Origin of the sequence: Azospirillum oryzae, assembly GCF_900177515.1 — a bacterium.
In the GTDB taxonomy this organism is placed as follows: Bacteria; Pseudomonadota; Alphaproteobacteria; order Azospirillales; family Azospirillaceae; genus Azospirillum; species Azospirillum oryzae_A.
The window spans coordinates 431,529-457,066 of record NZ_FXAK01000005.1; the positions used below are offsets into that span (position 1 = coordinate 431,529).

The 25,538-nt window shown below is 68.3% G+C and carries 22 protein-coding genes; 15 read left to right on the top strand and 7 right to left on the bottom strand.

The genetic code is table 11. The annotated features are described in order from the left end of the window. Nucleotides 1-30: 30 nt before the first annotated feature. The 3 genes from B9N97_RS10355 (at nucleotide 31) to B9N97_RS10365 (ending at nucleotide 4,475) form a co-directional block, all read left to right on the top strand. The gene (locus B9N97_RS10355; RefSeq protein ID WP_085086008.1) at nucleotides 31-2,274 is read left to right on the top strand and encodes a serine/threonine-protein kinase; all 2,244 of its coding nucleotides are present in this window, start codon (nucleotides 31-33) and stop codon (nucleotides 2,272-2,274) included. A gap of 8 nt (nucleotides 2,275-2,282) precedes the next feature. After that, the gene (locus tag B9N97_RS10360) at nucleotides 2,283-3,920 is read left to right on the top strand and encodes an alpha/beta fold hydrolase (RefSeq protein ID WP_085086010.1); all 1,638 of its coding nucleotides are present in this window, start codon (nucleotides 2,283-2,285) and stop codon (nucleotides 3,918-3,920) included. A gap of 162 nt (nucleotides 3,921-4,082) precedes the next feature. Next, nucleotides 4,083-4,475 carry a hypothetical protein gene (locus tag B9N97_RS10365; RefSeq protein WP_085086012.1) on the top strand — a complete coding sequence of 131 codons (393 nt, stop codon included), beginning with the start codon at nucleotides 4,083-4,085 and terminating at the stop codon, nucleotides 4,473-4,475. Between the two features lie 6 nt (nucleotides 4,476-4,481). Here the strand turns inward: B9N97_RS10365 and B9N97_RS10370 are convergent, their stop codons facing one another. Further along, nucleotides 4,482-5,417 (bottom strand): LysR family transcriptional regulator, encoded by a 936-nt coding sequence (locus B9N97_RS10370; RefSeq protein ID WP_085086014.1) that lies wholly within the window; start codon nucleotides 5,415-5,417, stop codon nucleotides 4,482-4,484. A gap of 142 nt (nucleotides 5,418-5,559) precedes the next feature. On the opposite strand from B9N97_RS10370, the gene wrbA reads away from it, so the two are divergent. The 3 genes from wrbA to B9N97_RS10385 all read left to right on the top strand — a co-directional run bounded on the left by wrbA (nucleotide 5,560) and on the right by B9N97_RS10385 (nucleotide 7,598). Further along, the gene (gene wrbA / locus B9N97_RS10375; protein ID WP_085086016.1) at nucleotides 5,560-6,162 is read left to right on the top strand and encodes an NAD(P)H:quinone oxidoreductase; all 603 of its coding nucleotides are present in this window, start codon (nucleotides 5,560-5,562) and stop codon (nucleotides 6,160-6,162) included. Between the two features lie 36 nt (nucleotides 6,163-6,198). Continuing rightward, nucleotides 6,199-7,164: a glutathione S-transferase family protein gene (locus B9N97_RS10380; protein ID WP_085086018.1), complete on the top strand. Its 966-nt coding sequence runs from the start codon at nucleotides 6,199-6,201 to the stop codon at nucleotides 7,162-7,164. Nucleotides 7,165-7,226: 62 nt separating this feature from the next. Beyond that, a complete protein-coding gene (locus B9N97_RS10385) occupies nucleotides 7,227-7,598 on the top strand; it encodes a hypothetical protein (protein WP_085086020.1) in 372 nt (123 codons plus the stop codon). Between the two features lie 123 nt (nucleotides 7,599-7,721). On the opposite strand, the gene B9N97_RS10390 is transcribed toward B9N97_RS10385, so the two are convergent. Continuing rightward, nucleotides 7,722-8,096, bottom strand: coding sequence for a hypothetical protein (locus B9N97_RS10390; RefSeq protein ID WP_085086022.1), 375 nt, complete (start codon nucleotides 8,094-8,096; stop codon nucleotides 7,722-7,724). Nucleotides 8,097-8,336: 240 nt separating this feature from the next. Here B9N97_RS10390 and B9N97_RS10395 point away from each other — a divergent pair, with 240 nt between their 5' ends. Further along, nucleotides 8,337-10,331, top strand: coding sequence for a PP2C family protein-serine/threonine phosphatase (locus B9N97_RS10395; RefSeq protein WP_085086024.1), 1,995 nt, complete (start codon nucleotides 8,337-8,339; stop codon nucleotides 10,329-10,331). A 48-nt stretch (nucleotides 10,332-10,379) separates the two neighbouring features. Here the strand turns inward: B9N97_RS10395 and B9N97_RS10400 are convergent, their stop codons facing one another. Further along, entirely contained in the window at nucleotides 10,380-11,504 is a 1,125-nt protein-coding gene (locus tag B9N97_RS10400; protein WP_085086026.1) for a DNA topoisomerase IB, read from the bottom strand. Between the two features lie 129 nt (nucleotides 11,505-11,633). Between B9N97_RS10400 and B9N97_RS10405 the strand changes: the two genes are divergently transcribed. Next, nucleotides 11,634-11,963: a hypothetical protein gene (locus tag B9N97_RS10405; RefSeq protein WP_085086028.1), complete on the top strand. Its 330-nt coding sequence runs from the start codon at nucleotides 11,634-11,636 to the stop codon at nucleotides 11,961-11,963. 15 nt (nucleotides 11,964-11,978) lie between these two features. On the opposite strand, the gene hemF is transcribed toward B9N97_RS10405, so the two are convergent. Together hemF and B9N97_RS10415 are read right to left on the bottom strand one after the other, a co-directional pair. Beyond that, a complete protein-coding gene (hemF, locus tag B9N97_RS10410) occupies nucleotides 11,979-12,866 on the bottom strand; it encodes an oxygen-dependent coproporphyrinogen oxidase (RefSeq protein ID WP_085086030.1) in 888 nt (295 codons plus the stop codon). Continuing rightward, nucleotides 12,863-13,345 (bottom strand): tRNA (cytidine(34)-2'-O)-methyltransferase, encoded by a 483-nt coding sequence (locus B9N97_RS10415; RefSeq protein WP_085086032.1) that lies wholly within the window; start codon nucleotides 13,343-13,345, stop codon nucleotides 12,863-12,865. Before B9N97_RS10415 ends, hemF begins: the two co-directional genes overlap by 4 nt. Before the next feature lie 272 nt (nucleotides 13,346-13,617). Between B9N97_RS10415 and petA the strand changes: the two genes are divergently transcribed. The 4 genes from petA to B9N97_RS10435 all read left to right on the top strand — a co-directional run bounded on the left by petA (nucleotide 13,618) and on the right by B9N97_RS10435 (nucleotide 16,909). Then, nucleotides 13,618-14,187, top strand: coding sequence for a ubiquinol-cytochrome c reductase iron-sulfur subunit (gene petA / locus B9N97_RS10420; RefSeq protein ID WP_085086034.1), 570 nt, complete (start codon nucleotides 13,618-13,620; stop codon nucleotides 14,185-14,187). A gap of 28 nt (nucleotides 14,188-14,215) precedes the next feature. Then, the gene (locus B9N97_RS10425) at nucleotides 14,216-15,484 is read left to right on the top strand and encodes a cytochrome b (protein ID WP_085086036.1); all 1,269 of its coding nucleotides are present in this window, start codon (nucleotides 14,216-14,218) and stop codon (nucleotides 15,482-15,484) included. After that, nucleotides 15,484-16,245, top strand: a complete 762-nt coding sequence (locus tag B9N97_RS10430; RefSeq protein WP_085086037.1) for a cytochrome c1 — start codon at nucleotides 15,484-15,486, stop codon at nucleotides 16,243-16,245. Before B9N97_RS10425 ends, B9N97_RS10430 begins: the two co-directional genes overlap by 1 nt. A gap of 112 nt (nucleotides 16,246-16,357) precedes the next feature. Continuing rightward, nucleotides 16,358-16,909 (top strand): DUF924 family protein, encoded by a 552-nt coding sequence (locus B9N97_RS10435; protein ID WP_085086039.1) that lies wholly within the window; start codon nucleotides 16,358-16,360, stop codon nucleotides 16,907-16,909. Between the two features lie 4 nt (nucleotides 16,910-16,913). On the opposite strand, the gene B9N97_RS10440 is transcribed toward B9N97_RS10435, so the two are convergent. Continuing rightward, the gene (locus B9N97_RS10440) at nucleotides 16,914-17,792 is read right to left on the bottom strand and encodes a response regulator (protein ID WP_085086040.1); all 879 of its coding nucleotides are present in this window, start codon (nucleotides 17,790-17,792) and stop codon (nucleotides 16,914-16,916) included. 134 nt (nucleotides 17,793-17,926) lie between these two features. Then, entirely contained in the window at nucleotides 17,927-19,387 is a 1,461-nt protein-coding gene (locus B9N97_RS10445; RefSeq protein ID WP_085086042.1) for a helix-turn-helix domain-containing protein, read from the bottom strand. Nucleotides 19,388-19,618: 231 nt separating this feature from the next. On the opposite strand from B9N97_RS10445, the gene B9N97_RS10450 reads away from it, so the two are divergent. The 3 genes from B9N97_RS10450 (at nucleotide 19,619) to scpA (ending at nucleotide 25,461) form a co-directional block, all read left to right on the top strand. After that, nucleotides 19,619-21,151 carry an acyl-CoA carboxylase subunit beta gene (locus B9N97_RS10450; protein WP_085086043.1) on the top strand — a complete coding sequence of 511 codons (1,533 nt, stop codon included), beginning with the start codon at nucleotides 19,619-19,621 and terminating at the stop codon, nucleotides 21,149-21,151. 11 nt (nucleotides 21,152-21,162) lie between these two features. Continuing rightward, nucleotides 21,163-23,163, top strand: coding sequence for an acetyl-CoA carboxylase biotin carboxylase subunit (locus B9N97_RS10455; protein ID WP_085086045.1), 2,001 nt, complete (start codon nucleotides 21,163-21,165; stop codon nucleotides 23,161-23,163). Between the two features lie 144 nt (nucleotides 23,164-23,307). Beyond that, nucleotides 23,308-25,461: a methylmalonyl-CoA mutase gene (gene scpA, locus B9N97_RS10460; RefSeq protein ID WP_085086047.1), complete on the top strand. Its 2,154-nt coding sequence runs from the start codon at nucleotides 23,308-23,310 to the stop codon at nucleotides 25,459-25,461. Nucleotides 25,462-25,538 lie beyond the last annotated feature (77 nt).

A 25,538-nucleotide genomic window follows, 5' to 3' on the forward strand; every position in this document is an offset into this window, starting at 1 on the left:
TCAACCCTCTGACCGGACCACGCCCCTTCCATGGCCCAGCCCCCCGACGACCGCCACGAGCCCACCGCCATCCTGCCTGTTGACGGCGCGGGGACGGATTCGGGCACGGAAACAGGGGTGGATCCCCAGGCCACCCGGCTGACGGCGCCGCCGTCTACACCGGTGCCGTCCTCCACCGCTTCCGGGGTGGAGCCCTCAGGCGTCCGGGCCGTTCCGGAACCGATCGGGCCGGGCACGCTGCTGAGCCACACCTATCGGGTGGAGGGGCTGATCGCCCGCGGCGGCATGGGCGAGGTGCACCGCGCCCGCCATGTCGACATGGACACCTGGCATGCGGTGAAGGTGATCCGGCCGGAACTGGCGCAGGACGCCAAGATGGTCGAGCTGCTGCGGCGCGAGGCGGCGGCATTGCGGGAGATCCGGCACGAGGCGGTGGTGTCCTACGACGGCGTCTTCCGCGACGAATTCGGCCGGCTTCTGCTGTCGATGGAGTTTCTCGACGGTCCGTCGCTGCACGAGGTGCTGCAGGCCGGTCCGCTGGATACGGCGTCGGTCGCCGTCCTGCTCGACCGCATCGCCTCCGGTCTGGCGGCGGCGCACCAGCGCGGCATCATCCACCGCGACATGTCGACCGACAACGTCATCCTGCCCGGCCGCGACATCGCCAATGCCAAGATCATCGATTTCGGCATCGCCAAGCAGACCGCCGCCGGGGCGGGAACCGTCATCGGCGACGGCTTCGCCGGCAAATACGGCTTTGCCTCGCCCGAGCAGTTCGGGCTGTTCGGCGGGCAGGTGGGGCCGCAGTCCGACATCTACAGTGCCGGTCTGGTGCTGGCCGCGGCGGCGCTGGGTCATCCGCTCGACATGGGCCGCACGCCGCAGGCGATGATCGAGCGGCGCATGTCGGTGCCCGACCTGTCGGCCGTGGAGGAGCCGTTGCGCGGCGTCCTCTGTTCGATGCTGGAACCGGACCCGCAGAACCGGGCCAGGACGATGGCGGAGCTGGTCGGCGCCCTGACCCGCCGCGCCGCCGACATCACGCCCTTCGAACACACCTCCCTTCCGGTCTCCACGCCGGAGAAGGAGACCAAGACGGTGGTGGCGCCGACGGTGGCGGCCAACGTCCCCAAGGAAGCCAAGGTGGAAGCGAAGAAGGCGCCGGTCGGCCTGATCGCCGGCGGGGTCGGCGGTCTGGTGGCGGCCGGTGTCGCCGGCTTCCTGCTGTTCGGGCAATCGCAGCCACCCGCCAAGCAGGCCGCCGCCCCGACCGAGCCGGCTCCGACCATTGCGGCTCCGCCGGTCACCACTGCGTCTGTTCCGCCGCCCTCGACGGGCATGACGACGGCGCCGCTCGGCACCTCCACCCCGGCCCCGGTGCTCCAACCCGCACCTCCGCCCGCGGCCAAGGAGGCGGTGAAACTGGACGCCGTGCCGCCCCAACCCGTCCAGCCGAAGGCTGAGCCGGCCGCTCCGCCGCTGCCGGTCACCCCGGCGGTCCAGACCGTCACACCTCCGGTCCCGACACAAGCTCAGCCGCAGCCGAAGATCGAGCAGGCGGCCCTTCCCGTCGCTCCCCCGGTCCCGCGCCTGACGCCGGCCGAGGCGCGCAAGGCGGTGGAGACGGCCGCGGGCGGCTTCGCCTGCGCCGGCGTCCACACGGCCGAGGCCGGGAACGGGCTGCGGATCGGCGGCTATGTCGGCACGGAGGAGGATGCCCGGATCCTGAAGGCGGCGATCACCGCCCTGCCGCCCGGCATCGACGTCGATGCGCAGGTCGCCGTACGGCCCTGGCCGCTGTGCGAGGCGCTGGGCGTCGCCGGACTGCCGGCGCGGGCCGAGGGGCAGGGGAGCAGTGCGCTGGGGCTGGGATTCAACCGGCCGTCGATGGTCTACCGCAAGGGCGACAAGCTGGAGGTCACGGTGACCGCCGGGACCTCGGGTTATCTGACGGTCGATTACATCGACATGGAAGGCAACGCGATCCACATGGTGCCGATGCGGCTGCGCCGCGACGACCGGCTGGAGGCTGGCCGGCCGGTGACGCTTGGCGTCGCGAAGTCGGCGAGCGAGCGCGTCTATACCATCGCCCCGCCCTATGGCCCGGCGATGATCCTGGCGCTGGTGACCCGCGAACCGCTGTTCCCCGCCGACCGCGAGGAGGTGGAACCGGCCGGTCCCTATCTGGCGAGCCTGCGCGGCGCGCTGGCGAAGGCGGAGGCCAAGGGCGGCGTGGTCGCCCAGTCCGCCTTCTTCGCCACCGTCGCCGAATAGCTCAGCCGATGAGAAGCGGCGGCCGGCGTCTCGCCCTCATCGGCGGCCTTCTGGCGCTCTGCGCACTGGCCGGCGGGTTGCTCGGCCTCGGCATCGACCGGCTCGCCAGCCCGCCGCTGTCCCCGCCCCCGGTCGTGGTGGTGGAGCCGCCGCCTGCCATCCCCGTTCCCGTCCCGGCCCCTCTTCCTGCGGCGGTCCCGGCGGTCCCTCCGGTCCAGCCGATTGTCCCGGCGCTGTCGGAGGCCCGCTGCCCGGACGGTCCGCTGCCGGCGGGGCCGGCGCCGCGCTGCCGGTCCTTTCGCGTGCCGTCCGACTGGCAGCGGCCGGACAGTCTGCCGCTCGACCTGTTCGTGACGATCCTGCCGGCGCTGAACGGCGCGCCGGCCGCCGATCCGGTGGTGCTGCTCAGCGGCGGGCCGGGGCAGGGCGGCAGCGACGATCTGCGCGGCACCGCCGCGATCCTGGCGCCGATGCGGGCCAGCCGCGACGTCATCCTGGTCGATCAGCGCGGCACCGGCCTGTCGAAGCCGTCGCTGCGCTGCCCGGGGCTGGACCCGCTCCGCTACTGGTTCGGCGGCGTGACGGCGGAGGACGCCACCGCCTGCCTGGAGCCGCTGCGCCGTGCCGGCTACCGGCTGGAGGATTTCGACAGCGGCCAGAGCGCGGCCGACCTGCCGGCGCTGCGCCGCGCACTGGGGGTGGAGCGCTGGAACGTCGTCGCGACCTCCTATGGCGGGGTGCTGGCGCAGGCGCTGCTGCGCATCGACGGGGCGGCGGTGCGCAGCCTCGTGCTGAACTCTCCGGCCACGGCGGACGCGACGTGGCTCGACCTCGACCGGTTGACCGCCATCCGGCAGGCCCACCGCCGCATGGTCGAGGATTGCGCCGCCCAGCCCGACTGCGCCCGCGCCTTCCCCCGGCTGGGGCAGGCGGTCGAACGGTTGTCCGTGGCGCTGGAGCGCCGGCCGCTGGAGTTGCGGCTGCGCCATCCCGTCACCGGGCGGGAGACCGACCTGCGCCTGGACTGGCCGATGCTGGCGGGCGTCCTGGCGTTGCGGCTGGGCAGCGGCGACGGGATGGTGCCGGTGCCGGCCCTGCTCGACCGGCTCGACCGCATTGTCGGTGCCGGTACGGCGGGGCGGCTGGACGATCCGGCCATCCTGTCCCTGGTGATGCCGCCGCCGATCTGGACCGTGCTGGACAGTCTGGCCTATGGACTGAACCTGACCATCGGCTGCCGCGAGAACCGGCCGCACATCGATGCCGCCGCCGCCCGCCGCGCTGCGGCGGATCTGCGCCCCTATGTGGTGGCCGACGCGGTGGAGACCGATTACGACGCGGCCTGTCCGGCGCTGGGACTGCGGCCGGTGGATGCGTCCTTCTACCGGCCGGTGGCGTCCGATGTGCCGGCGCTGATCCTGACCGGCGCCTACGACACTTTCACCACCCCGGCGCGGGCCGAGGCGATGGGGCGGAGCCTGCCGCGGGCGACGCTGCTGTCCTTCCGCGGCCTCGGCCATGACGTGCTGGGCGCCAGCCCGTGCGGCCGCACCGCCGCCGCCCGTTTCATCGAGACGCTGGCCGTGGGTGATGCCGGCGCCTGCGTCGAACGGCTGCTGCCGCCGACCTTCGCCACTCGGCCTTGACCCTCCCGTGGTGACGATCCAAGCGCCGTCTTAACGATTCCACCGCCGGCCGATCTGGCGTCCATTGCCAGACGCCGGCGCAAACACTATGATTCGTCTGGTGCAAACCGGGTTGTCCGCAGGGACGGGGCCCGTACCGCTTGAGACGATCGGAAGACCCGTATGGACGCTCACGACCTTTCGCTGGACGACAACCGCACGATCCAGGCCATCGGCATCCTCGCCGACGTGCTGGACGGGGTGGAGGGGCCGGGCGGTCTCGACACGGTGCTGGTGTCCAAGGCGCTGCGTCAGGTGATCGCCACCAAATCGCAGCCGGCCTTCGAATTCGCCTCCCGCGCCTTCAACACGCTGGAGCCGTCGGTGCGCCGTCAGGTGGCGGAAACCGCGGACGAGGCGGCGCACCATGCGGTCGAACTGCGCGGCCGGGTCGGCGGCTTCCTGTCCACCGCCCCGAAGAAGCCGGTGCCGCAAGGCCCGGTGGTCGGCCAGCAGCCGAACTTCATCACCGCGCTCAACCTGCGTTCCCGCCGCCGGCCGAACCAGCCGTCCTAAGCCGCCTCAGCCTTCGTCTTGGGGCAACGTATCCAGCAGCGCGCAGTCCCAATAGGGGCGCGGGCCGAATCGCTGCACCAGGAAATCCACGAACACCCGCACCTTCGGCGACAGGTGGCGGTTCTGCGGATAGACCGCATTGACGCTGACCTCGGTTGGAACATGGCGATGCAGCACGCTGACCAGTTCGCCGCGCGTCAGTGCCTGTCCGCAGAGGAAGGTCGGCGACATGATGAAGCCGACGCCGGCCGCCGCCGCTTCGCGCAGCAGGTCGCCGTTGTTGCTGCGGATTGGTCCTGAGACGCGGACGTTGCGGGGCTCGCCATCCACAATGAAGGGCCACAGATCGGGCGTCGGCACGTTGGTGTAGATCAGGCAGTTGTGGTTGGCCAGATCGTCCGGCGTCTCCGGCACGCCATGCTTCTGCAGATAGGCCGGGCTGGCGCACAGCGCCATCCGCGCCGGGGCCAGCCGCCGGGCGATCAGCGAACTGTCGCGCAGCTTGCCGATGCGCACCGCCAGATCATAGCCCTCGTCGACCAGATCGACCGTGCGGTCGTTCAGGTCCATGTCGATCTCGATGGCCGGATAGCGCTCCAGGAACTCCGCCACCGCCGGTGCCAGATGCAGGATGCCGAAGCTGACCGGCGCGTTCAGCCGCAGCCGGCCGCGCGGGGCGGCGTGCAGGTCGGCGACCGCCTGCTCCGCCTCCTCCAGGTCGGCGAGGATGCGGGTGCAGCGCTCGTAATAGGCCTGCCCCACCTCGGTCAGGCTGAGCTTGCGGGTGGTGCGGTTCAGCAGCCGCGCGCCGAGCCGGTTCTCCAACTCGCCGATGCGGCGGGAGACCACCGACTTCGACAAATTGAGCCGGTCGGCGGCGGCGGTGAAGCTCTTGGTGTCCACCACCTTGATGAAGGCGAGCATGTCGTCGAGGCGATCCATGGCATTGTTCTACACCCGGAAACAATGAGGTGCCAAGATCCGGGATTACCGGAAACGCCATTGCGCCCTATCTCTGGTGTCACCGCCGGGCCGGCACCGGCCGCGGCGACCCGATTGCGCAACAAAACAGGGAGTGACGGCGATGGCGAAGGTTCTGGTCCTCTATTACAGCAGCTGGGGCCATGTGTCGGAAATGGCGCAGGCGGTGGCCGAAGGCGCCCGCTCCGTCGCCGGGACCGAGGTGGCGGTGAAGCGCGTGCCGGAACTGGTTCCGGAGGCCGTCCGCCAGTCCGCCCATTACAAGGACGAGAGCAACATCCCCGTCGCCACGGTGGACGAGCTGGCGCAGTACGATGCGATCATCATCGGCACGCCGACCCGCTACGGCAACATGGCCTCGCAGATGAAGAACTTCCTCGACCAGACCGGCGGCCTGTGGGCCAAGGGTGCCCTGGTCGGCAAGGTCGGCGCGGCCTTCACCTCAACCGCCACCCAGCATGGCGGGCAGGAGAGCACGATCCTCAGCACCCACACCGTGCTGCTGCATCTGGGTCTGGTGATCGTCGGCCTGCCCTATTCCTTCCAGGGCCAGATGGGCGTTTCGGAAGTGATGGGCAACTCGCCCTACGGCGCCAGCACCATCGCCGGCGGCGACGGCTCCCGCCGTCCCAGTGCGGTCGAGCTGGACGGCGCCCGCTACCAGGGCCGCCATGTCGCAGAGATCGCGACCAAGCTGCACGGTTGATGAACCGTCACAAGCGCTGAAGAAGAGGAGGGAGCCGTGGGCCTGCTGATCGACGGACAGTGGCACGACCAGTGGTACGACACCAAGAAGACCGGCGGCGCGTTCGTCCGGACGGAGGCGCAGTTCCGCGACCGGGTGTCGGCCGACGGCTCCACCCCCTATCCGGCGGAGGCCGGGCGCTATCACCTGATGGTGTCGCTGGCCTGCCCGTGGGCGCACCGCACCCTGATCTTCCGCAAGCTGAAGCGGCTGGACGGGGTGATCGGCGTCAGCGTCGTCGATCCGCTGATGCTGTCGGACGGCTGGACCTTCGCCGAACCGGAGCCGGTCACCGGCGCCCGCCGCCTGTACGAGGTCTATCTGAAGGCGAATCCCGGTTACAGCGGCCGGGTGACCGTCCCGGTGCTGTGGGACAAGAAGACCGGCAGCATCGTGAACAACGAGTCGGCGGAGATCATCCGCATGCTGAACCGGGAGTTCGACGCTTTCACCGACGTGCGCACCGACTTCTGCCCGCCGGAGCTGGTGGAGGAGATCGACCGCGTCAACGCCTTCGTCTATGACGCCATCAACAACGGCGTCTACAAGGCCGGCTTCGCCACCTCCCAGGACAAGTACGAGGCCGCCTTCGACGCGCTGTTCGCCGCGCTGGACGGCATCGACGCCAAGCTGGCGACCCGGCGCTGGCTGGCCGGCAACCGCCTGACCGAGGCGGATTGGCGCCTGTTCACCACGCTGGTGCGCTTCGACGCCGTCTATGTCGGGCATTTCAAATGCAACAAGCGGCGGATCGCCGACTATCCGCACCTGTCGGGATATCTGCGCGACCTCTATCAGGTGCCGGGCGTGGCCGAGACGGTGAATTTCGACCACATCAAGCGCCATTACTACGGCAGCCACGCCACCATCAACCCGACCGGCATCGTGCCGAAGGGGCCGGAGCTGGACCTCGACGCGCCGCACGGCCGTGGCGACCTGGGCCCCGATCCTCTGGACGCGTAACGGATGGCGTCCCCGGCGGTTGTCGATAAGAGAACGACAACCGCATGAAGGGGATTCGTCCGATGCGTACAGTCATCCTGGCGGCCGCGGCCGTCCTGGCCCTCTCGTCGCCGGCGCTGGCCCAGACCGGCCAGTCGCAGAATGGGCAATCACAGAACGGGTGGAGCGGAGCGCTCGACCAGTTGAACCGCACCGTCAATCCCAACGCCTATCCGCAGGACCGCAACGACCGCGCGGGTGACGACCGCAATGTGAACCGCGACGACCGCCGGTACGAGGGCTCTTCCGGCAACCGCCGCGGCAATGCCTACAGCGATTATTCCGACCGCGACCTGCGCAGCCAGTATGACCGGCTGAGCGAGGAACAGCGCCAGATCCGGCAGAACCGCCGCGCCATCGAAGACGAAATGGACCGCCGCGGCATCAGCCGCTAGATCGGATCGCGTAAAATCGGAATCGATTTGAAGCGTGAATCCGATCGCCCAACATGAAGCTACAGCCTCCTGCGTTTAATATCAAACGCAGGAGGCTGTAGACCTGATCGAGGAAGAACGCCGTCAGGGCTTGTGGCAGCGGGCCATGTCTTCCGGGTTGCCCATCGCCTCGCACTGGAAGCCGTTGGAGAATTTGAAGCGCAGCGGGCCGGTCTTGCGGACGCTGACCACCGGCTTCTTGCCCGCATCCTGGAATTCCACCCAGGCGGAGCTGTCGAAGCGGGTCTGCAGCCCGTTGCTCAGCTGCACGCGGCCCTGACGGTCCTTGATGACCTGGATCCCGGTGTTGAACAGCAGGTTGGGGCCGTCGGCCTTCGCCGACAGGCCGTTGGTGCAGTTCACCCCCTCCGGCTTGACCGCGACGCATTCGAAGGGATGCGGCTGGCCGGCGGTGAGGACCATGGCATAGACGGCGATTTCCAGGACATTCATCGGCATGGGCGTGCACCAGCGGGAAGGCGGCCAGCGGGAAGACGGAAGGTCCTGTCCGTCTTACCGACCATCTGGTTACGAAAGAGATAATGTCGCGCCTGCGGTCGAATCTTGCGCCTGACCCCTTGACCGAGCCCCCATCCGATTCCCTGTGCCGACCGGCGCCTGGACTCGCGCGCCCGGGACCGGTAGAAGCGGTGGCAAAGGCCAAGTGCTTCTTCAGCCACAGGGGGCGGGCGCAATCCCATGACGTTCCAACAGCGTTTGATCCTGCTGGTCACCGGTCTGGTGCTGCTGGCGATTGCGGCCGTCACCACGACGATGGCCCTGACGACGCGCGCCGCCCTGACCGAGCGGATCGAGGCGGAGGCGCGGCTGACCGCCGGCCTGCTCGCGCGCGGGGCCGCCCAGTCCCGCGACATTCCGCAGGAGGTCGACGCGCTGCTGTCCGAACGGCTGCTGTCGGAAGCGACGCTGACCGCCCATCTGGTGGCGATGGCGGAAACGGCGAAGCAGTCGCCGCGCGCCATCAACGACCGGCTGAAGCAGATCGCCGAAGCAGGCGGCCCGGACGAGATGTGGATCACCGACAACCGCGGCCGGGCCTATCTGCACAATCTCGCCGGTCCCGACCCGGTCTTCGGCCAGGACGCCAAGGGTGGGCCGCGCCACGGCGCCTATGCCGGCCTGCTGAACCGCTCCCCCGCGTCGGTGGTGTCGGAACCGGCGATGGAGAACGGCCGGCTGATGAAGTTCGCCGGCGTGACCGGCGTCGACAAGCCGCGCATCGTCCAGGTCGGCGCCGACGTGCGGCGCCTCGCCGACATCGTGCGCAACGCCGGGATCGACGGCCTGATCGACGGGCTGCTCGCCACCCGCGCGGTGGACGGGGCATGGCTGCTCGACCGTGACGGCCGGGTTCTGGCCCGTGGGGCGGTGATGGGCGACGGGGCAGGCGGCCCGCTGTCCGACGCCGACACCGCGGCGGCGAAGGCGGTGGTGCCGGGCGGCGATGTCGCCATCCGCGTGTCCGGCACCAGCATGCTGGCGCTGGCGCCGATCCGCTACGCCGGCCCCACCTCCGCCGCCGGTTCGGCGGCCGGCGTGCCGACGGTCGCGGTGGTGCGGGTTCCCTATACGGAGCCGGGGGCGATGCTGAGCCGCCAGCTGAAGATCAGCGGTCTGGTCGGCGTCCTCGTGCTGGCGCTGGGCGTCTATGCCTGCATGCGCTTCGCCCGCGACCAGATGGCGCCGATCGAGCGGCTGAGCGAGGCGGTCAAGGCGGTGGAGGCCGGCCGTTTCAACCCCTTCACCCTGAACGAGGCCGCCGACCGCGACGACGAGTTCGGCCGGCTGTCGCGCGTCTTCCGCCGCATGGCGATGGGGGCGACGGCGCGCGAGGAGACCCTCGACGCCCAGCTGGTCATGCGTGGGGCGGAGCTGGAGACCAAGACGGAAAAGCTGGCCGCCGCCGAACAGCTGATCGAGGAGGAACAGCGCGCCGCCCGCGACGTGCAGTCCAACCTGCTGCCCCGCCAGCTGCCGGTCGGCCGCGACAGCCAGTTCTACGGCATGCTGCTGGCCGGCCACACCGTCAGCGGCGACTTCTATGACGTGATCGAACTGGACGAGCGGCACAGCCTGCTGGTCACCGCCGGCGTGTCGGGCGGCGGCGTGCCGGCAGCCTTCCTGATGCTGATGGTGCGCGGCGCCATCCGCGAAGCCGCCCGCCCCGGCGTCGGCCCGGCGGCGATCCTGACCCATGCGAACGAGCGGCTGTGCGGCGAAAGCCCCTTCAACGGCTTCGCCACCGCCTTCGTCGCGATCTATGACCGGGTCGCCGGCACGCTGGTCCATGCCGCCGCCGGCCATCGCGGTGCTTGCCGCATCACCGCCGACGGCGGTGTGGAGTTCCTGACCACCACCGGCGGCCCGGCGCTGGGCGTGCGCCAAGGCGTGCCTTATGCGGAAGCGGCGATGGTGCTGAACCAGGACGAGACGCTGTTCCTGTGCACCGAAGGCGTGTTGCGTTCCGTCGACAGCCAGCGCGAGCCCTTCGGCGAGGAGCGGCTCGCCGCCGCCCTGGCCCACAGCCGCGGCATGTCCGCCCGTGACCGCACCGAACTGGTGCTGCGCAGCGTGCAGGCCCATGTGGGAGCGGACGGGATGATCGCCGGCGATCTGGTGTGCCTGGTCATGCGCCGCCTGCTGCCGGTGACGGAGGTGGCGGAGGCGGTTTGAGGGGGGAGGGTTAGGGTGGGGGCATCCGAAGCCCGAACTTAACCACCCCTACCGCTTCTCCCGCGCCCGCGACGCCGTCTCCCGCTCCAGCCTTTCGCGCAGGAAGGCCAGCACCGCGGCCTCCTCGCCGCTCAGCCCCGCCAGTTCGTCGCGCAGTTCCGCCTCGACCTCCCGCTTCAGCGACTCCAGCAGGTCGCCTTCCAGGTAGGCGTCCAGCACCTCGGGGTGGACATAGCTCTTGCGGCAGACGCTGGGGGTGTTGCCCAGGCGGGTGGCGACCTGCTCGATGGCGCGGGTGACGTTGCGCTTGGCGGCGCTGGCGCTGTCGAAGGTTTCGAACTCGCGCAGAGCCATGGCGGCCAGCACGGTGCCGGCCCAGGTGCGGAAGTCCTTGGCGGTGAAATCGGCGCCGGTCGCCTCGCGCAGATAGGCGTTGACGTCGCCGGAGGTCACGGCGTGGCGCTGGCCATCGTGGTCGAGATACTGGAACAGCTCGTCGCCCGGCACGTCGCGGCAGGCTGCGACGACGCGCGCCAGACGTCGGTCGCGCAGCGCGACGTTCCATTCCTTGCCCGACTTGCCCTTGAAGGAGAATCGCACCTCCGACCCGTCGATCTCGGTGTGGCCGTCGCGCAGGGTGGTGAGGCCGTAGCTCTTGTTCTCGCGGGCATAGCTCTCGTTGCCGACGCGGATCAGCGTGGTCTCCAGCAGCCGGACCACCGCGGCCAGCACCTTCTCCCGCGGCAGGCCGCGATGGCCGAGATCGGCGTTCACCCGCTCGCGCAGATGCGGCAGGGCGCGGCAGAAATCCAGCATGCGGCCGAACTTGGTGCCCTCGCGCAGTTCGGTCCAGCGGCGGTGGTAGCGGTACTGCTTGCGCCCCTTGGCGTCGCGGCCGGTCGCCTGCAGATGGCCGTCGGGATCGGGGCAGATCCAGACGTCGCGGTAGGCCGGCGGGATCGCCAGTTTGCGGATGCGCGCCAGCGTGTCCTCCTCCGTCACCTGCGCCCCGTCGGGCCAGAGAAAGCGGAAGCCCTTGCCGTAGCGCCGCCGCCGGATGCCGGGCATCTCGTCGGAACTGTAGGTCAGCCCGGCGCAGGCGGCTTCCTGCTCGGGCGAGGGGGTGTCCGCGTCGGGCGGGAGCGCATCGGACGGGGGGAGGGTCGTGTCCATAGCGCCATCAACGCCCGGCAAGGGGATTGGTTGCCGCCACCCCCTTTGGAGAGGGTTTCTTCGCAGTTGCAAAAACCCTATCCTTGTACGGCCGGAGCCCGGCCCGAACCCCGAACGGAGCGCTTGAGCATGGACCGCAAGCCGGACGAGACGACGCTGACCGCCCATCTGCCGAACCTGGAAATCCAGATCCGCCACCGCGAGGCCGGTGAGGATGGGGCGGAGGTGATCGCCATCCAGTTCCGCGCCACTCCGTCCTTCGACGCGGTCGCCAAGCTGCTCGCCCCCAGCCTGATGACCCCGCTGCTGCTGGCCGGTCCCGTCGGCGGGAAGCCGGGCGCCGACCCGATGGCGGCGGCGGCCGGCATGGCGGAACTGTGGATGGCGCCGATGCGGCTGTGGGGCGAAATGGTGCGGCAGGCCTGGGCGCCCTGGGTTCAGATGGGCCAGCGCCGCTAGGTCTGGGCCGTCAGGTCACGGCCACTTCACCTCGGGCGGCAGGCTCATCAGGATCGCCTCGGTGTTGCCGCCGGTCTTCAGGCCGAAGGTGGTGCCGCGGTCGTAGAGCAGGTTGAACTCCACATACCGGCCGCGGCGGATCAACTGGTGCTCGCGCTGCTCGGCGGTCCAGGGGCGGTTCATATGCCGGCGCACCAGGGCGACGTAGGTGTCGAGGAAGGCGGTGCCGACGTCGCGGGTGAAGGCGAAGTCGGCCTCCCAGTCGCCCGACTCGAGATTGTCGAAAAAGATGCCGCCGACGCCGCGCGCCTCGTCCCGGTGGGGCAGGTAGAAATAGCGGTCGCACCACTCCTTGTAGCGCGGGTAATAATCCGGGTCGTGGCGGTCGCAGGCGGCGCGCAGGCCGGCGTGGAAGTCGGCAGTATCCTGGTCGTCCGGGATCATCGGCGTCAGGTCGGCGCCGCCGCCGAACCAGCCCTTGGTCGTCACGATGTGGCGCGTGTTCATGTGGGTTGCCGGCACCAGCGGCGAGCGCATGTGCGCCACCAGACTGATTCCCGCCGCCCAGAACGCGCCGGTCTCGGCCGCGCCGGGGATGTTGGCACGGAACTCCGGGCTGAAGGTGCCGTGGACGGTCGAGATGTTGACCCCGACCTTTTCGAACACCCGGCCCTTCATCACCGACATGGTGCCGCCGCCGCCCTCGCCGCCGCCATGGTCGGGACGGCTCCAGCTCTTGCGCTCGAACCGGCCGGGGGGCAGGTCGGCGTGGGTGCCGGTCAGCTCGTCCTCCAGCGTCTCGAAGGCGGTGCAGATGCGGTCGCGCAATTCCTGGAACCAGGCGGCGGCGCGGGCCTTGCGGTCTTCGATGATGCTGGGGTCGGCTGACGTGACGGCTGTCATGGCGTGTCCGGCTGTGCAGGGGAAGGCTGTGGACCTGCTGCGGCAGTCTGCCGCAAGGCCTCACCCAACACCATCGCCGCGCTGACCGCAACGTTCAAGGAGCGGGCGGGCGGCACCATCGGGATCACCAGCCGGGCGTCGGCGGCGTCATGCACCTCGTCGGGCACCCCGGCGCTCTCGCGGCCGACCAGGATGCGGTCGCCGGGGGCGAAGCGGAAGTCGGTATAGGGGATCGCCGCCCGCGTGGTCAGCAGCACCAGCCGCCCGGCATGCGGTGCCGCGCGGTACGCGGACCACGAGCTGTGCCGTACCCAGTCGAGATGGTCCAGATAATCCATCCCGGCGCGCCGCAACCGGCGGTCATCCAGCACGAAGCCGCAGGGTTCGATCAGGTCGAGCGCGACGCCGAGCCCCGCCGCGAGTCGCATCAGGGTGCCCGCGTTCTGCGGAATGTCGGGTTCGAACAGCACAAGGCGCAACGCGGGCCTTGCTTCGAAGTGTTTGTTTTGCATACAAATGTTCTTGCCCTTCGCACACGCGACAAATTGTCCCCCGGCCAAGGACTTTTCAAGATGTCGACGCGACGGTATACCGCAGGTCTGAAGCTGGAGATACCCACTCCGGACGGACGCGGCATGCCTGAGGGTTTTCCTTCCGGCGGGCGGGCTAGCCGCGTCTTGCTGTATTACGGTCCATCGGTCGTCCGGCGCGGGCAAAGGGCGTCGGGCATGCCTTGAGGAGAAACAGGCTTATGGCTCAGACCACGCATCCGCCCGGGACGGGTGGCCACGCGGCCTCCGGCGGCGAGGGGGGTTCCCGCCGCGATTTTCTGTATCTTGCCACCGGTGCGGTCGGCGTCGTCGGCGCGGCCTCGGCCGCCTGGCCCTTCATCGACAGCCTGAACCCGGCGGCCGACACCCTGGCGCTCGCCTCCATCGACGTCGATCTGGCCCCCGTGGCCGTCGGCCAGGCGATCACGGTCACCTGGCGCGGAAAGCCTGTCTTTGTCCGCCACCGCACCGCCGAAGAGATCGAGTCCGCCAAGGACGTCAATCTGAACGACCTGCGCGATCCGGTTGCCGACGATGCCCGCGTGAAGAAGCCGGAATGGCTGATCGTCATCGGCATCTGCACGCATCTGGGCTGTGTGCCGCTCGGACAGAAGGTCACCGATCCGCGCGGCGACTATGGCGGGTGGTTCTGCCCCTGCCACGGCTCGCACTACGACACCGCTGGGCGCATCCGCAAGGGCCCGGCCCCCGCCAACCTTGTCCTTCCGACGTACGCCTTCACCGGCGATACCAAGATCCGGCTCGGTTAAGCGGCCCAACGGTTCTGGAGACCCCGAGATGGCTCAGGTTCAAGCCACCAAGTTCAAGAATCCGGTCGTGAACTGGATCGACAGCCGCCTGCCGATCTTCACGATGCTGGATCACGAGTACAACCACTACCCGATGCCGCGGAACGTCAACTATCTGTGGGCGTTCGGTGCCATTGCCGGCATCATGCTGGTCATCATGATCGCCACCGGCCTGTTCCTGGCGATGCAGTACTCGTCGCACACCTCGCTGGCCTTCAATTCGGTCGAGCGCATCATGCGCGACGTGAATTACGGCTGGCTGCTGCGCTATGTGCACGCCAACGGCGCGTCGATGTTCTTCATCGCCGTCTACATCCATATGTTCCGCGGCATGTATTACGGCTCCTACAAGGCGCCGCGCGAAATCCTATGGATCCTGGGCGTCATCATCTTCCTCGTCATGATGGGCACCGCCTTCATGGGCTACGTGCTGCCGTGGGGCCAGATGAGCTTCTGGGGCGCCACCGTCATCACGAACCTGTTCTCGGCCTTCCCGATCGTCGGCGATCCGATCGTCACGCTGCTGTGGGGCGGTTTCTCGGTCGACAACCCGACGCTGAACCGCTTCTTCGCGCTGCATTTCCTGCTGCCCTTCGTCCTGCTGGGTCTGGTGATCCTGCATACGGCGGCGCTGCATGTCTGCGGTTCGAACAACCCGCTCGGCATCGAGCCCAAGGGGCCGCAGGACACCGTCCCGTTCAACCCCTACGTGACGGTCAAGGACGGCTTCGCCGTGGTGATCTTCATGATCATCTACGCGGTGTTCGTGTTCTTCATGCCGAACTACATGGGCCATCCGGACAACTACATTCCGGCCAACCCGCTGGTGACCCCGGCGCACATCGTGCCGGAATGGTACTTCCTGCCCTTCTACGCCATGCTGCGCGCGATCCCGGACAAGCTGGGCGGCGTGCTGGCGATGTTCGGCTCGATCGCGCTGCTGGCCTTCCTGCCGTGGCTCGACCGCTCCAAGATCCGCAGCTGCAAGTTCCGTCCGATCTACCGCCAGTTCTTCTGGATCCTGGCGATCGACGCCCTGATCCTGGGCTATGCCGGCGCCATGCCGGCCGAGGGCTCCTGGCTGCTGATCGCGCGTATCGGCACCGCCTACTACTTCTTCCATTTCCTGATCCTGCTGCCGTTGCTGGGCAAGCTGGAGCGTCCGAGCCAGCTTCCCAACAGCATCTCCGAGTCCGTTCTGAAGGGCGGTGGTGGCATCGCCGCCGGCGCCCATGCCAAGCCGATGGAGAAGGCCTGATGCGCGCGTTGAAGACTGCAATCCTTTCGGCGGCGCTGGCACTCGGCATCGCCGGGGCCGCGCAGGCCTCCGAAGGCGTGCACATCCCCAAGCAGAGCTGGGCGCATTCCGGCATCTTCGGCACCATCGACAAGGCGGCGGCGCAGCGCGGCTTCCAGATCTACAAGGAAGTCTGCTCGGCCTGCCACTCGATGCATCTGGTGCCGATCCGCACGCTGGCCGGCATCGGCTTCAAGGAAGACGAGCTGAAGGCGCTCGCCGCCGGCTATGAGGTGCAGGCCGGCCCGAACGACGCGGGCGAGATGTTCATGCGTCCGGGCATCCCGGCCGACCATTTCCCGTCGCCGTTCCCGAACGACCAGGCCGCCCGCGTGGCGAACAACGGCGCGCTGCCGCCGGACCTGTCGCTGATGGCCAAGGCCCGTGTCGGTGGCGAGGATTACCTCTACGCCTTCCTGACCGGCTTCGAGGAGCCGCCGCCCGGCGTCCATATCATGGACGGCATGAACTACAACAAGGTGTTCCCCGGCCATCAGGTCGGCATGCCGAACATCCTGCAGCCCGACGGTGTCACCTTCGCCGACGGCACCAAGGCGACGGTGGAGCAGCAGGCGCACGACGTGGCGACCTTCCTGACCTTCGTCGCGGAACCGCACCTGGATGCCCGCAAGCAGATGGGCGTCAAGGTCATCCTGTTCCTGCTGGTGCTGGCCGGCCTGATGTATGCCGCCAAGCGCAAGCTGTGGAGCACGCTGCACTGAGCCCGACGGTTCGGTGAGGCGATGTGAGACCTGGACAGGGCGCCCCGTTGGGCGCCCTGTTTCCGTTTGGGGCACTGGTCTTCGGGCGTCAGACGTAGAGGGGGAGAAAGCGATGGTGGACAGGCTGATCGACGAGATCGTCGATTTCTGGTTCGACGAGGCGATGAAGCCCTACTGGTTCCGCAAATCGGCCAGCTTCGACCGGGCGGTCGCCGATACGCTGGGGCCGCATTACGAGGCGGCGGCGCGCGGCGCGTACGACCATTGGACGGAGGATGTCGACGGCTGCATCGCGCTTTGCGTGCTGCTGGATCAGGTGCCGCGCAACATGTTCCGCGACGACCCGCGCGCCTTCGCCACCGACGACAAGGCGCGGGGCGTCAGCGACCATGCCGTCGCCAACGGCTTCGATCTGGAATGCACGACCGACGAGCGGATCTTCCTCTACCTGCCCTTCGAGCATCACGAGGATATGGCGAGCCAGGACCGTTCCGTCGCCCTGTTCACCGAGCGGGTGGGCGACGAGACGACGGTGCGCTATGCGCAGCGGCACCGCGAGATCATCGAGCGCTTCGGCCGCTTCCCCCACCGCAACGCCGTCCTCGGCCGTCCAAGCACGCCGGACGAGGACGCCTTCCTGAACGAGCCGGATTCGTCCTTCTAAGGTCTCAGGCCGGCTGCGGCGCCAGCCAGCGTTCCAGGGCGCCCAGCAGGTCGGCGCGCCGCACCGGCTTGGTCAGATAGTCGTTCATCCCGGCGGACAGGCAGCGGATGCGGTCTTCCGGCTGGGCGTTGGCGGTGACGGCGATGATCGGGATGCGACCCCGCCCGTCGCCCAGCCGGCGGATGGTGGCGGTCGCCGTTACCCCGTCCATGTCGGGCATGGCGACGTCCATCAGCACCGCCTCCGGCGGAACCGACGCCTGGGCGACGGCCTCCACCGCTTCCGCTCCGCCATTGGCGGTCTCGACCGAAAATCCGGCCTTGGCGAGCAGCCCGGCGACCACCATGCGGTTGGTGGCGCTGTCGTCCACCACCAGCAGCCGGCCGCCGCGCGCGCGCGCCCAACTCATCAGCCGTTCGGCGTCGGTGGTGCGGGAGGGCAGGGCGACCGGCATGTCCAGCACCGCCCGCCGCATCCCGTCGGCATGGTGTTCCACCGTCATCTGGGCGCCCAGCGCCGCCAGCAGGCGGCGGGCGAGTTCCTGGCCGAAGCCGGTCTCGCCATGGCTGTCGAAGCGCCCGCTCAGCTCGGCCCGCAGGATCACGCGCTCCTCCCCCGCCGGCAGGGCCGACAGGCGGACGTCCAACCGGCCGGGGCCGGCGTTGGCGATGGCGCTGGCGGCCAGCGCATTGCACAGCGCACCCGCGGTTTCCGCATCGCCCACCAGCCGCGGCGGCGTGCCGCTCAGCACGCTCACGTTCAGGGCGATGCCGCGTCCCTGGGCCAGGGCCGCGCTCGATACCGACAGCATGCGGGCCAGCGCTTCGGGAGCGAAGGCCGTCCCCCGCCGGTTGGGGGCGTGATGCAGATTGTCACCGTCCATGGCCCGCCATTGGCAAAATGCGAAGCAGCTTGCAGCGACCGGGCCGGGAAATGCCCGAAGGCACGGCCCTGCCGATCTTGCGACCCATTCTCAGCAAGTTGCGGGCCAACCTGGTGCACGTATCAGTGGTATGGTCAGCGGGGCGGCATGTCCGTCGGATTGAACAGGTAGGGCACGAAACTGCGGTGGTGCTCGTTCACCCGCAATTCGCTGCCGATCGGCGGGAAGGCGCGCTGCTGGCAGTCGGTGCGCTCGCACAGGCGGCAGTTGACGCCGATCGGCACCGCCGCCTTCATGTCGGTGATGTCGATGCCTGCCGCATAGACCAGCTCCGGCGCGTGGCTGGCCTCGCAGCCCAGCCCGACCGCGAACTGCCGTGACGGCTTCAGATAGGCGCCGCCGCGCTTGGTCACCGTGCGGGCGATGCTGATATAGGCGGTGCGGTCGGGCATCTGGGCGAACTGCACCAGGATCTTGCCGGGCTGGGCGAAAGCCTCGTGCACGTTCCACAGCGGGCAGGCGCCGCCGAAACGGGCGAAGTGGAAGCGCGTGGCGGAATGGCGCTTGGTGATGTTGCCGGCCATGTCGACCCGCACGAAATAGAAGGGCAGGCCGCGCGCGCCCGGCCGCTGCAGGGTGGACAGCCGGTGGCAGACCTGTTCGAAGCTGGCGGAGAAGCGGCTTTGCAGCTGCTCCACATCGTGGCGCAGGGCGCGGGCCTGCGCGGCGAAGGCGCGGTAGGGCAGAACCAGCGCCCCGGCGAAGTAATTGGCGAGCCCGACCCGGCAGATCGACCGCGCGTCCTCGCTGGAGAATTTCGCCTGCTCCACCAGCTCGTCGATCTGGTCGCCGAACTCCAGCAGCGCGATCTGGTTCGCCATGTGGAAGGCGCGGCTGGAGCTGGTCAGCAGGGCCGACAGCCGCAGCGTGCCGGTGGTGGCGTCGTAGCTGCGCATGGCGGTTTCGCCCGCCTCGTCGGCGACGATCTTCACCCGCACGTCGTGGCGGCGCTTCAGATAGGCGGCCAGTTCGTTCAGCAGCGATCCGGAATGGATCTTCTCAGCATCCCAAAGCCGCTCCGCCGCCTCGTCCAGCGGGCCGATGTAATTGTTGCAGTAGTGGAAATAGTCGCGCACCTCTTCATACGGAAATTGCGGCCCGGCAAAGCTGTCGCCCTCTTGGCTGCTGGGTTCGCGGTTGGACAGGCTGTCGGCCAGCGACTGGACCCGCTCATGAAGCTTCTGATAGGCCTGATGCAGGCTGAGCACCCGGCGGGCCAGTTCCGGGCTGGAGCCGACGACGCTGCGCAATTCGCCCGCGGTCAGCGGCGCGCCGGCGAACAGCGGGTCGGCCAGCGCCTCGCGCAGGTCGGAGACCAGCCGGCTGTCCTCGTCCTCCAGGAAGGCGGACAGTTCCAGCTCGAAGGTGGCGGCGATCCGCATCAGCACCGGCAGGGTCAGCGGGCGCTGGTTGTTCTCCAACTGGTTGAGATAGCTGGGCGAAAGCTCCAGCGTCTTGGCCAGCGACGCCTGGGTCAGGCCGCGCTGTTCGCGCAGGCGGCGCAGCTTGTAGCCAAGGAATAGCTTCTTTTGCATGCGTATAAAATCCGGCCAGCGCGACGGCCTTGGAAACCGGCCGTTCTTCGCAATCTTAGCAACGGCAAAGCCGCATTTGCAAAGGGCTTCGCAACTTCGCACGTTTTTGCGAAGAGGCTGTTTGAAGCGCTGCGAAGTTTGTGAATAATCCGCGGCGTTCCGGTGAATGATTGCGTCGCTTGCCGCCGGAGCGGGGACCGTCACTGCGACGCCAAGGATTGGAAACGCCCGATGCAAGACATTCTGGCCAAGTTGGAGTCCAAGCGCGCCGCGGCGCGGCTGGGCGGCGGTGAGAAGCGCATCGCCGGTCAGCACGCCAAAGGCAAGCTGACCGCGCGCGAGCGGATCGACCTGTTCCTCGATGAAGGGTCGTTCGAGGAGTTCGACATGTTCGTCGAACATCGCTGCATCGACTTCGGCATGGAAAACCAGAAGGTCCCGGGCGACGGCGTGGTGACCGGCCACGGCACCGTCAACGGCCGCCTTGTCTTCGTCTTCAGCCAGGACTTCACGGTCTTCGGCGGCGCGCTTTCGGAAGCGCATGCCGAGAAGATCTGCAAGATCATGGACCAGGCGCTGAAGGTCGGCGCGCCGGTCATCGGCCTGAACGATTCGGGCGGCGCCCGCATCCAGGAGGGCGTCGCCTCGCTCGGCGGCTATGCCGAGGTGTTCCAGCGCAATGTCGACGCCTCGGGCGTCATCCCGCAGATCTCGCTGATCATGGGGCCGTGCGCCGGCGGCGCGGTGTACTCGCCGGCCATGACCGACTTCATCTTCATGGTGAAGGACAGCTCCTACATGTTCGTCACCGGCCCGGACGTGGTGAAGACCGTCACCCACGAGGTCGTGACCGCGGAGGAGCTGGGCGGCGCCGTCACCCACTCCACCAAGTCGGGCGTGGCCGATCTGGCTTTCGAGAACGATGTCGAGGCCCTGCTGCAGCTGCGCCGCTTCGTCGATTTCCTGCCGTCGTCGAACCGGGAGAAGGCGCCGGTCCGTCCCTGCGCCGATCCGCTCGACCGCGAGGACTTCTCGCTCGACACGCTGGTGCCGGAGAACCCGAACAAGCCCTACGACATGAAGGAGCTGATCCTCAAGATCGTGGACGAGGGCGACTTCTTCGAACTCCAGCCGGAATACGCCAAGAACATCATCATCGGCTTCGCCCGCATGAACGGCTCCACGGTCGGCATCGTCGCCAACCAGCCGATGGTGCTGGCCGGCTGCCTCGACATCGACAGCTCCAAGAAGGCCGCGCGCTTCGTGCGCTTCTGCGACGCCTTCGAAATCCCGATCCTGACCCTGGTCGACGTCCCCGGCTTCATGCCCGGCACCAGCCAGGAGTATGGCGGCATCATCAAGCATGGCGCCAAGCTGCTGTACGCGTACGCCGAGGCCACCGTGCCGAAGGTCACCGTCATCACCCGGAAGGCGTACGGCGGCGCGTACGACGTGATGTCGTCCAAGCATCTGCGCGGCGACGTCAACTATGCGTGGCCGTCCGCTGAAATCGCGGTGATGGGCGCCAAGGGCGCGGTGGAGATCATCTTCCGCAGCGACATCGGCGACGCCGAGAAGATCGAGGCGCGTACGGAAGAGTACAAGCAGAAGTTCGCCAATCCCTTCGTCGCCGCGTCGCGCGGTTACATCGACGACGTCATCATGCCGCACGGAACCCGCCGCCGCATCACGAAGGCGCTGTCCATGCTGAAGAACAAGCAGCTCCAGAACCCCTGGCGCAAGCACGACAACATTCCGCTGTGAGGGCCGGCAGCATGTTCGAGAAGATCCTCATCGCCAACCGTGGCGAGATCGCCTGCCGCGTCATCCGCACGGCACGCCGCATGGGCATCAAGACCGTCGCGGTCTATTCCGACGCCGACAAGAACGCGCTCCATGTCGAGATGGCCGACGAGGCCGTCCATATCGGCGCCGCCCCGTCGGCCCAGAGCTATCTGCTGGTCGACCGCATCGTCGAGGCCTGCAAGCAGACCGGCGCCCAGGCCGTCCACCCCGGCTACGGCTTCCTGTCCGAAAAGCGCGAGTTCCAGGAGGCGCTGGCGGCCGCCGGCATCGCCTTCATCGGTCCGGACGCCCACGCCATCCAGGCGATGGGTGACAAGATCGAGTCGAAGAAGCTGGCCAAGCAGGCCGGCGTGTCGACCGTCCCCGGCTATCTCGGCGTCATCGCCGACGACAGCGAGGCGGTGACCATCGCCCGCGACATCGGCTATCCGGTGATGATCAAGGCCTCGGCCGGCGGCGGCGGCAAGGGCATGCGCGTGGCCTGGAACGACGAGGAGGCGCGCGAGGGCTTCCGGTCGGCCCAGAACGAGGCGCGCTCCAGCTTCGCCGACGACCGCGTCTTCGTCGAGAAGTACATCCAGCAGCCGCGCCACATCGAAATCCAGGTTCTCGCCGACGGCCAGGGCACCTGCCTCTATCTGGGCGAGCGTGAATGCTCGATCCAGCGCCGCCACCAGAAGGTGATCGAAGAGGCCCCTTCGCCCTTCCTCGACGCCGCCACCCGCAAGGCGATGGGCGAGCAGGCGGTGGCGCTCGCCAACGCGGTGCAGTACAAGTCGGCCGGCACGGTGGAGTTCATCGTCGATGCCGAGCGCAACTTCTACTTCCTGGAGATGAACACCCGTCTCCAGGTGGAGCATCCGGTCACCGAGCTGATCACCGGCCTCGACCTCGTCGAGCAGATGATCCGCGTCGCCTACGGCGAGAAGCTGTCGATCACCCAGGACGACGTGAAGCTGACCGGCTGGGCCGTCGAGGCGCGCGTCTATGCGGAGGATCCCTTCCGCAACTTCCTGCCCTCCACCGGCCGCCTGACCCATTACCAGCCGCCGGCCGCCGATCCGCATGTCCGCGTCGACACCGGCGTGTTCGAGGGCGGCGAGATCTCGATGTATTACGATCCGATGATCGCCAAGCTCTGCACCTGGGGATCGACGCGCGACGCGGCGATCGCCGGCATGCGCGAGGCGCTGGACCAGTATTACATCCGCGGCGTCAGCCACAACATCCCGTTCCTGGCCTCGCTGATGGCGAACCAGCGCTTCGTCGACGGGCGGCTGACCACCAACTTCATCGCCGAGGAATATCCGAACGGCTTCCACGCCTCCGACCTACCGCCGGAAGACCCGGCCGTGCTGATCGCGGTGGCGGCGGTGATCCACCGCAGCCTGAACGACCGCGACATCCAGATCTCCGGCAAGATGCCCGGCAGCAAGGTGACGGTGCGCGACGACTGGGTGGTGGTGCTGGACGGCACCCAGCATCCGGTGCACCTGCACCCGGCGGACGGCAGCCCGCAGCGCATCGGCTACACCGTCGACATCGACGGCAAGCACCACACGGTGTGGAGCGACTGGCAGATCGGAGCGCCGCTGTTCCGCGGCACGGTCAACGGCCAGCATGTCTGTGTGCAGATCGACCGCGTCGGCGTCGGCTATCGCCTGCACCACAGCGGCTCGCAGGCCGTCGTCAAGGTGCTGACCCCGAAGGCGGCCAAGCTGGACGCGCTGATGCCGGTCAAGGCGCCGCCGGACATGTCGAAGTTCCTGCTGTCGCCGATGCCGGGGCTGCTGGTGTCGCTGGCGGTGTCGGAAGGCCAGGAGGTCAAGGCCGGCGAGGTGCTGGCTGTGGTCGAGGCCATGAAGATGGAAAACATCCTGCGTGCCGCGCAGGACGGAACGGTCGCGAAAATCCACGCAGCCCCAGGCAGCAGCCTGGCGGTCGATCAGAAGATCGTGGAATTCGCGTAACCGTATAATAAGAAGAACAGTACCGAGAGGAAGCGTACCCCCAGCCCCCCTTCCGCCGGCCCGTCCGTCCGGCGGAAGGGGGTGCATCGGGAGGAACGCGCTGCCAACATTACCAGCGCCATAAGAAGCCATCAGGAGGCGTCGATGACCGAGTTCCCGAAGAAGACCCTTGCCGATTGGGACAAGCTGGCCGCCAAGGATCTCGGCGCCGACGGCGACCTTTCCAAGCTGACCTGGAAGACCCCGGAGGGGCTGGACGTCAAGGCGCTCTACACCGCCGCCGACCTGGAAGGGATGGAGCTGGACACGCTGCCCGGCTTCCCGCCCTTCACCCGCGGCCCGCGCGCCACGATGTACGCGGTGAAGCCCTGGACCATCCGGCAATATGCCGGCTTCTCCACTGCGGAGGAGTCGAACGCCTTCTACAAGGCCAACCTCAAGGCCGGCCAGATGGGCCTGTCGGTGGCCTTCGACCTCGCCACCCACCGCGGCTATGACAGCGATCATCCGCGCGTCGTCGGCGACGTCGGCAAGGCCGGCGTGGCGATCGACAGCGTCGAGGACATGAAGATCCTGTTCGCCGACATCCCGCTCGACAAGATGTCGGTGTCGATGACCATGAACGGCGCGGTGCTGCCGATTTTGGCCGGCTACATCGTCGCGGCGGAAGAGCAGGGCGTCAGCCAGGACAAGCTGAGCGGGACCATCCAGAACGACATCCTCAAGGAGTTCATGGTCCGCAACACCTACATCTACCCGCCCGAACCCTCGATGCGGATCATCGCCGACATCATCGATTACACCTCCCAGCACATGCCGAAGTTCAACTCGATCTCGATCTCCGGCTATCACATGCAGGAGGCCGGGGCGACGGCGGTGCAGGAGCTGGCCTTCACCATCGCAGACGGCCTCGAATATGTCCGCGCCGCGATGTCCAAGGGGCTGCCGGTCGACAAGTTCGCGCCGCGCCTGTCCTTCTTCTTCTCCATCGGCATGAATTTCTTCATGGAGATCGCCAAGCTGCGCGCCGCGCGCCTGCTGTGGTCCTCCCTGATGCAGGAGAAGTTCCAGCCGAAGGACGCCCGCTCGCTGGCTCTGCGCACCCACTGCCAGACCTCCGGCGTCTCGCTGACCGAGCAGGACCCCTACAACAACGTCATCCGCACCACCATCGAGGCGATGGCCGCGGTGCTGGGCGGCACCCAGTCGCTGCACACCAACGCCTTCGACGAGGCGCTGGGCCTGCCGACCAAATTCTCCGCCCGCATCGCCCGCAACACCCAGCTGATCGTGGCGGAAGAGACCGGCGTGACCAAGGTGGTCGATCCGCTCGGCGGCTCCTATTACATCGAGCATCTGACCCACAGCCTCGCCAACGCCGCGCTGGAGCTGATCGGCCGGGTCGAGGAGATGGGCGGAATGACCAAGGCGGTCGAGAGCGGCATGCCCAAGCTGCTGATCGAGGAGGCCGCCGCCCGCCGTCAGGCCGCCATCGACCGTGGCGAGGAGGTGATCGTCGGCGTCAACAAGTACCGTCCGGAGAACCCCGAGGGGGTGGACGTGCTGGACATCGACAACACCGCCGTCCGCGAGGCGCAGATCGCCCGCCTGCAGCGGATCCGCGCCAGCCGCGACGAGGCCAAGTGTCAGGAGGCGCTGGCCGCCCTGACCAAGGCCGCCACCGAGAAGACCGGCAACCTGCTGGCCCTGTCGGTCGAGGCGACCCGCGCCCGCGCCACCGTCGGCGAGATTTCCGACGCGCTGGAGAAGGCCTTCACCCGCCATGTCGCCGTCATCCGCTCGGTGTCGGGCGTCTACGGCTCGGCCTATGAGGGCGACGAGGGCTTCAAGCGCATCCAGGAGGAGGTCGCGTCCTTCGCCGCCGAGGAAGGCCGCCGGCCGCGCATCCTGGTGGTGAAGATGGGCCAGGACGGCCACGACCGCGGTGCCAAGGTGATCGCCACCAGCTTCGCCGACATCGGCTTCGACGTGGATATCGGCCCGCTGTTCCAGACCCCGGACGAGGCGGCGCGGCAGGCGGTGGAGAACGACGTCCACGTCATCGGCGTGTCGTCCCAGGCCGCCGGCCACAAGACGCTGGTGCCGCAACTGATCGAGGAACTGCGCAAACAGGGCGCCGGCGACATCCTGGTGGTGTGCGGCGGCGTGATCCCGCCGCAGGACTACGACTTCCTCTACAAGGCGGGTGCCGCGGCGATCTACGGGCCGGGTACCAACATCCCGAAGGCGGCGTCGGACATCCTGAGCATCCTGCGCAAGCAGAAGGCGGCGGCTTGACGTTGTATCGGGAGAAGGCGGCCTCTTGATCCTCTCCATGGCCATGCGCATAGTGACTGTGCATGGCCATGGAGAAA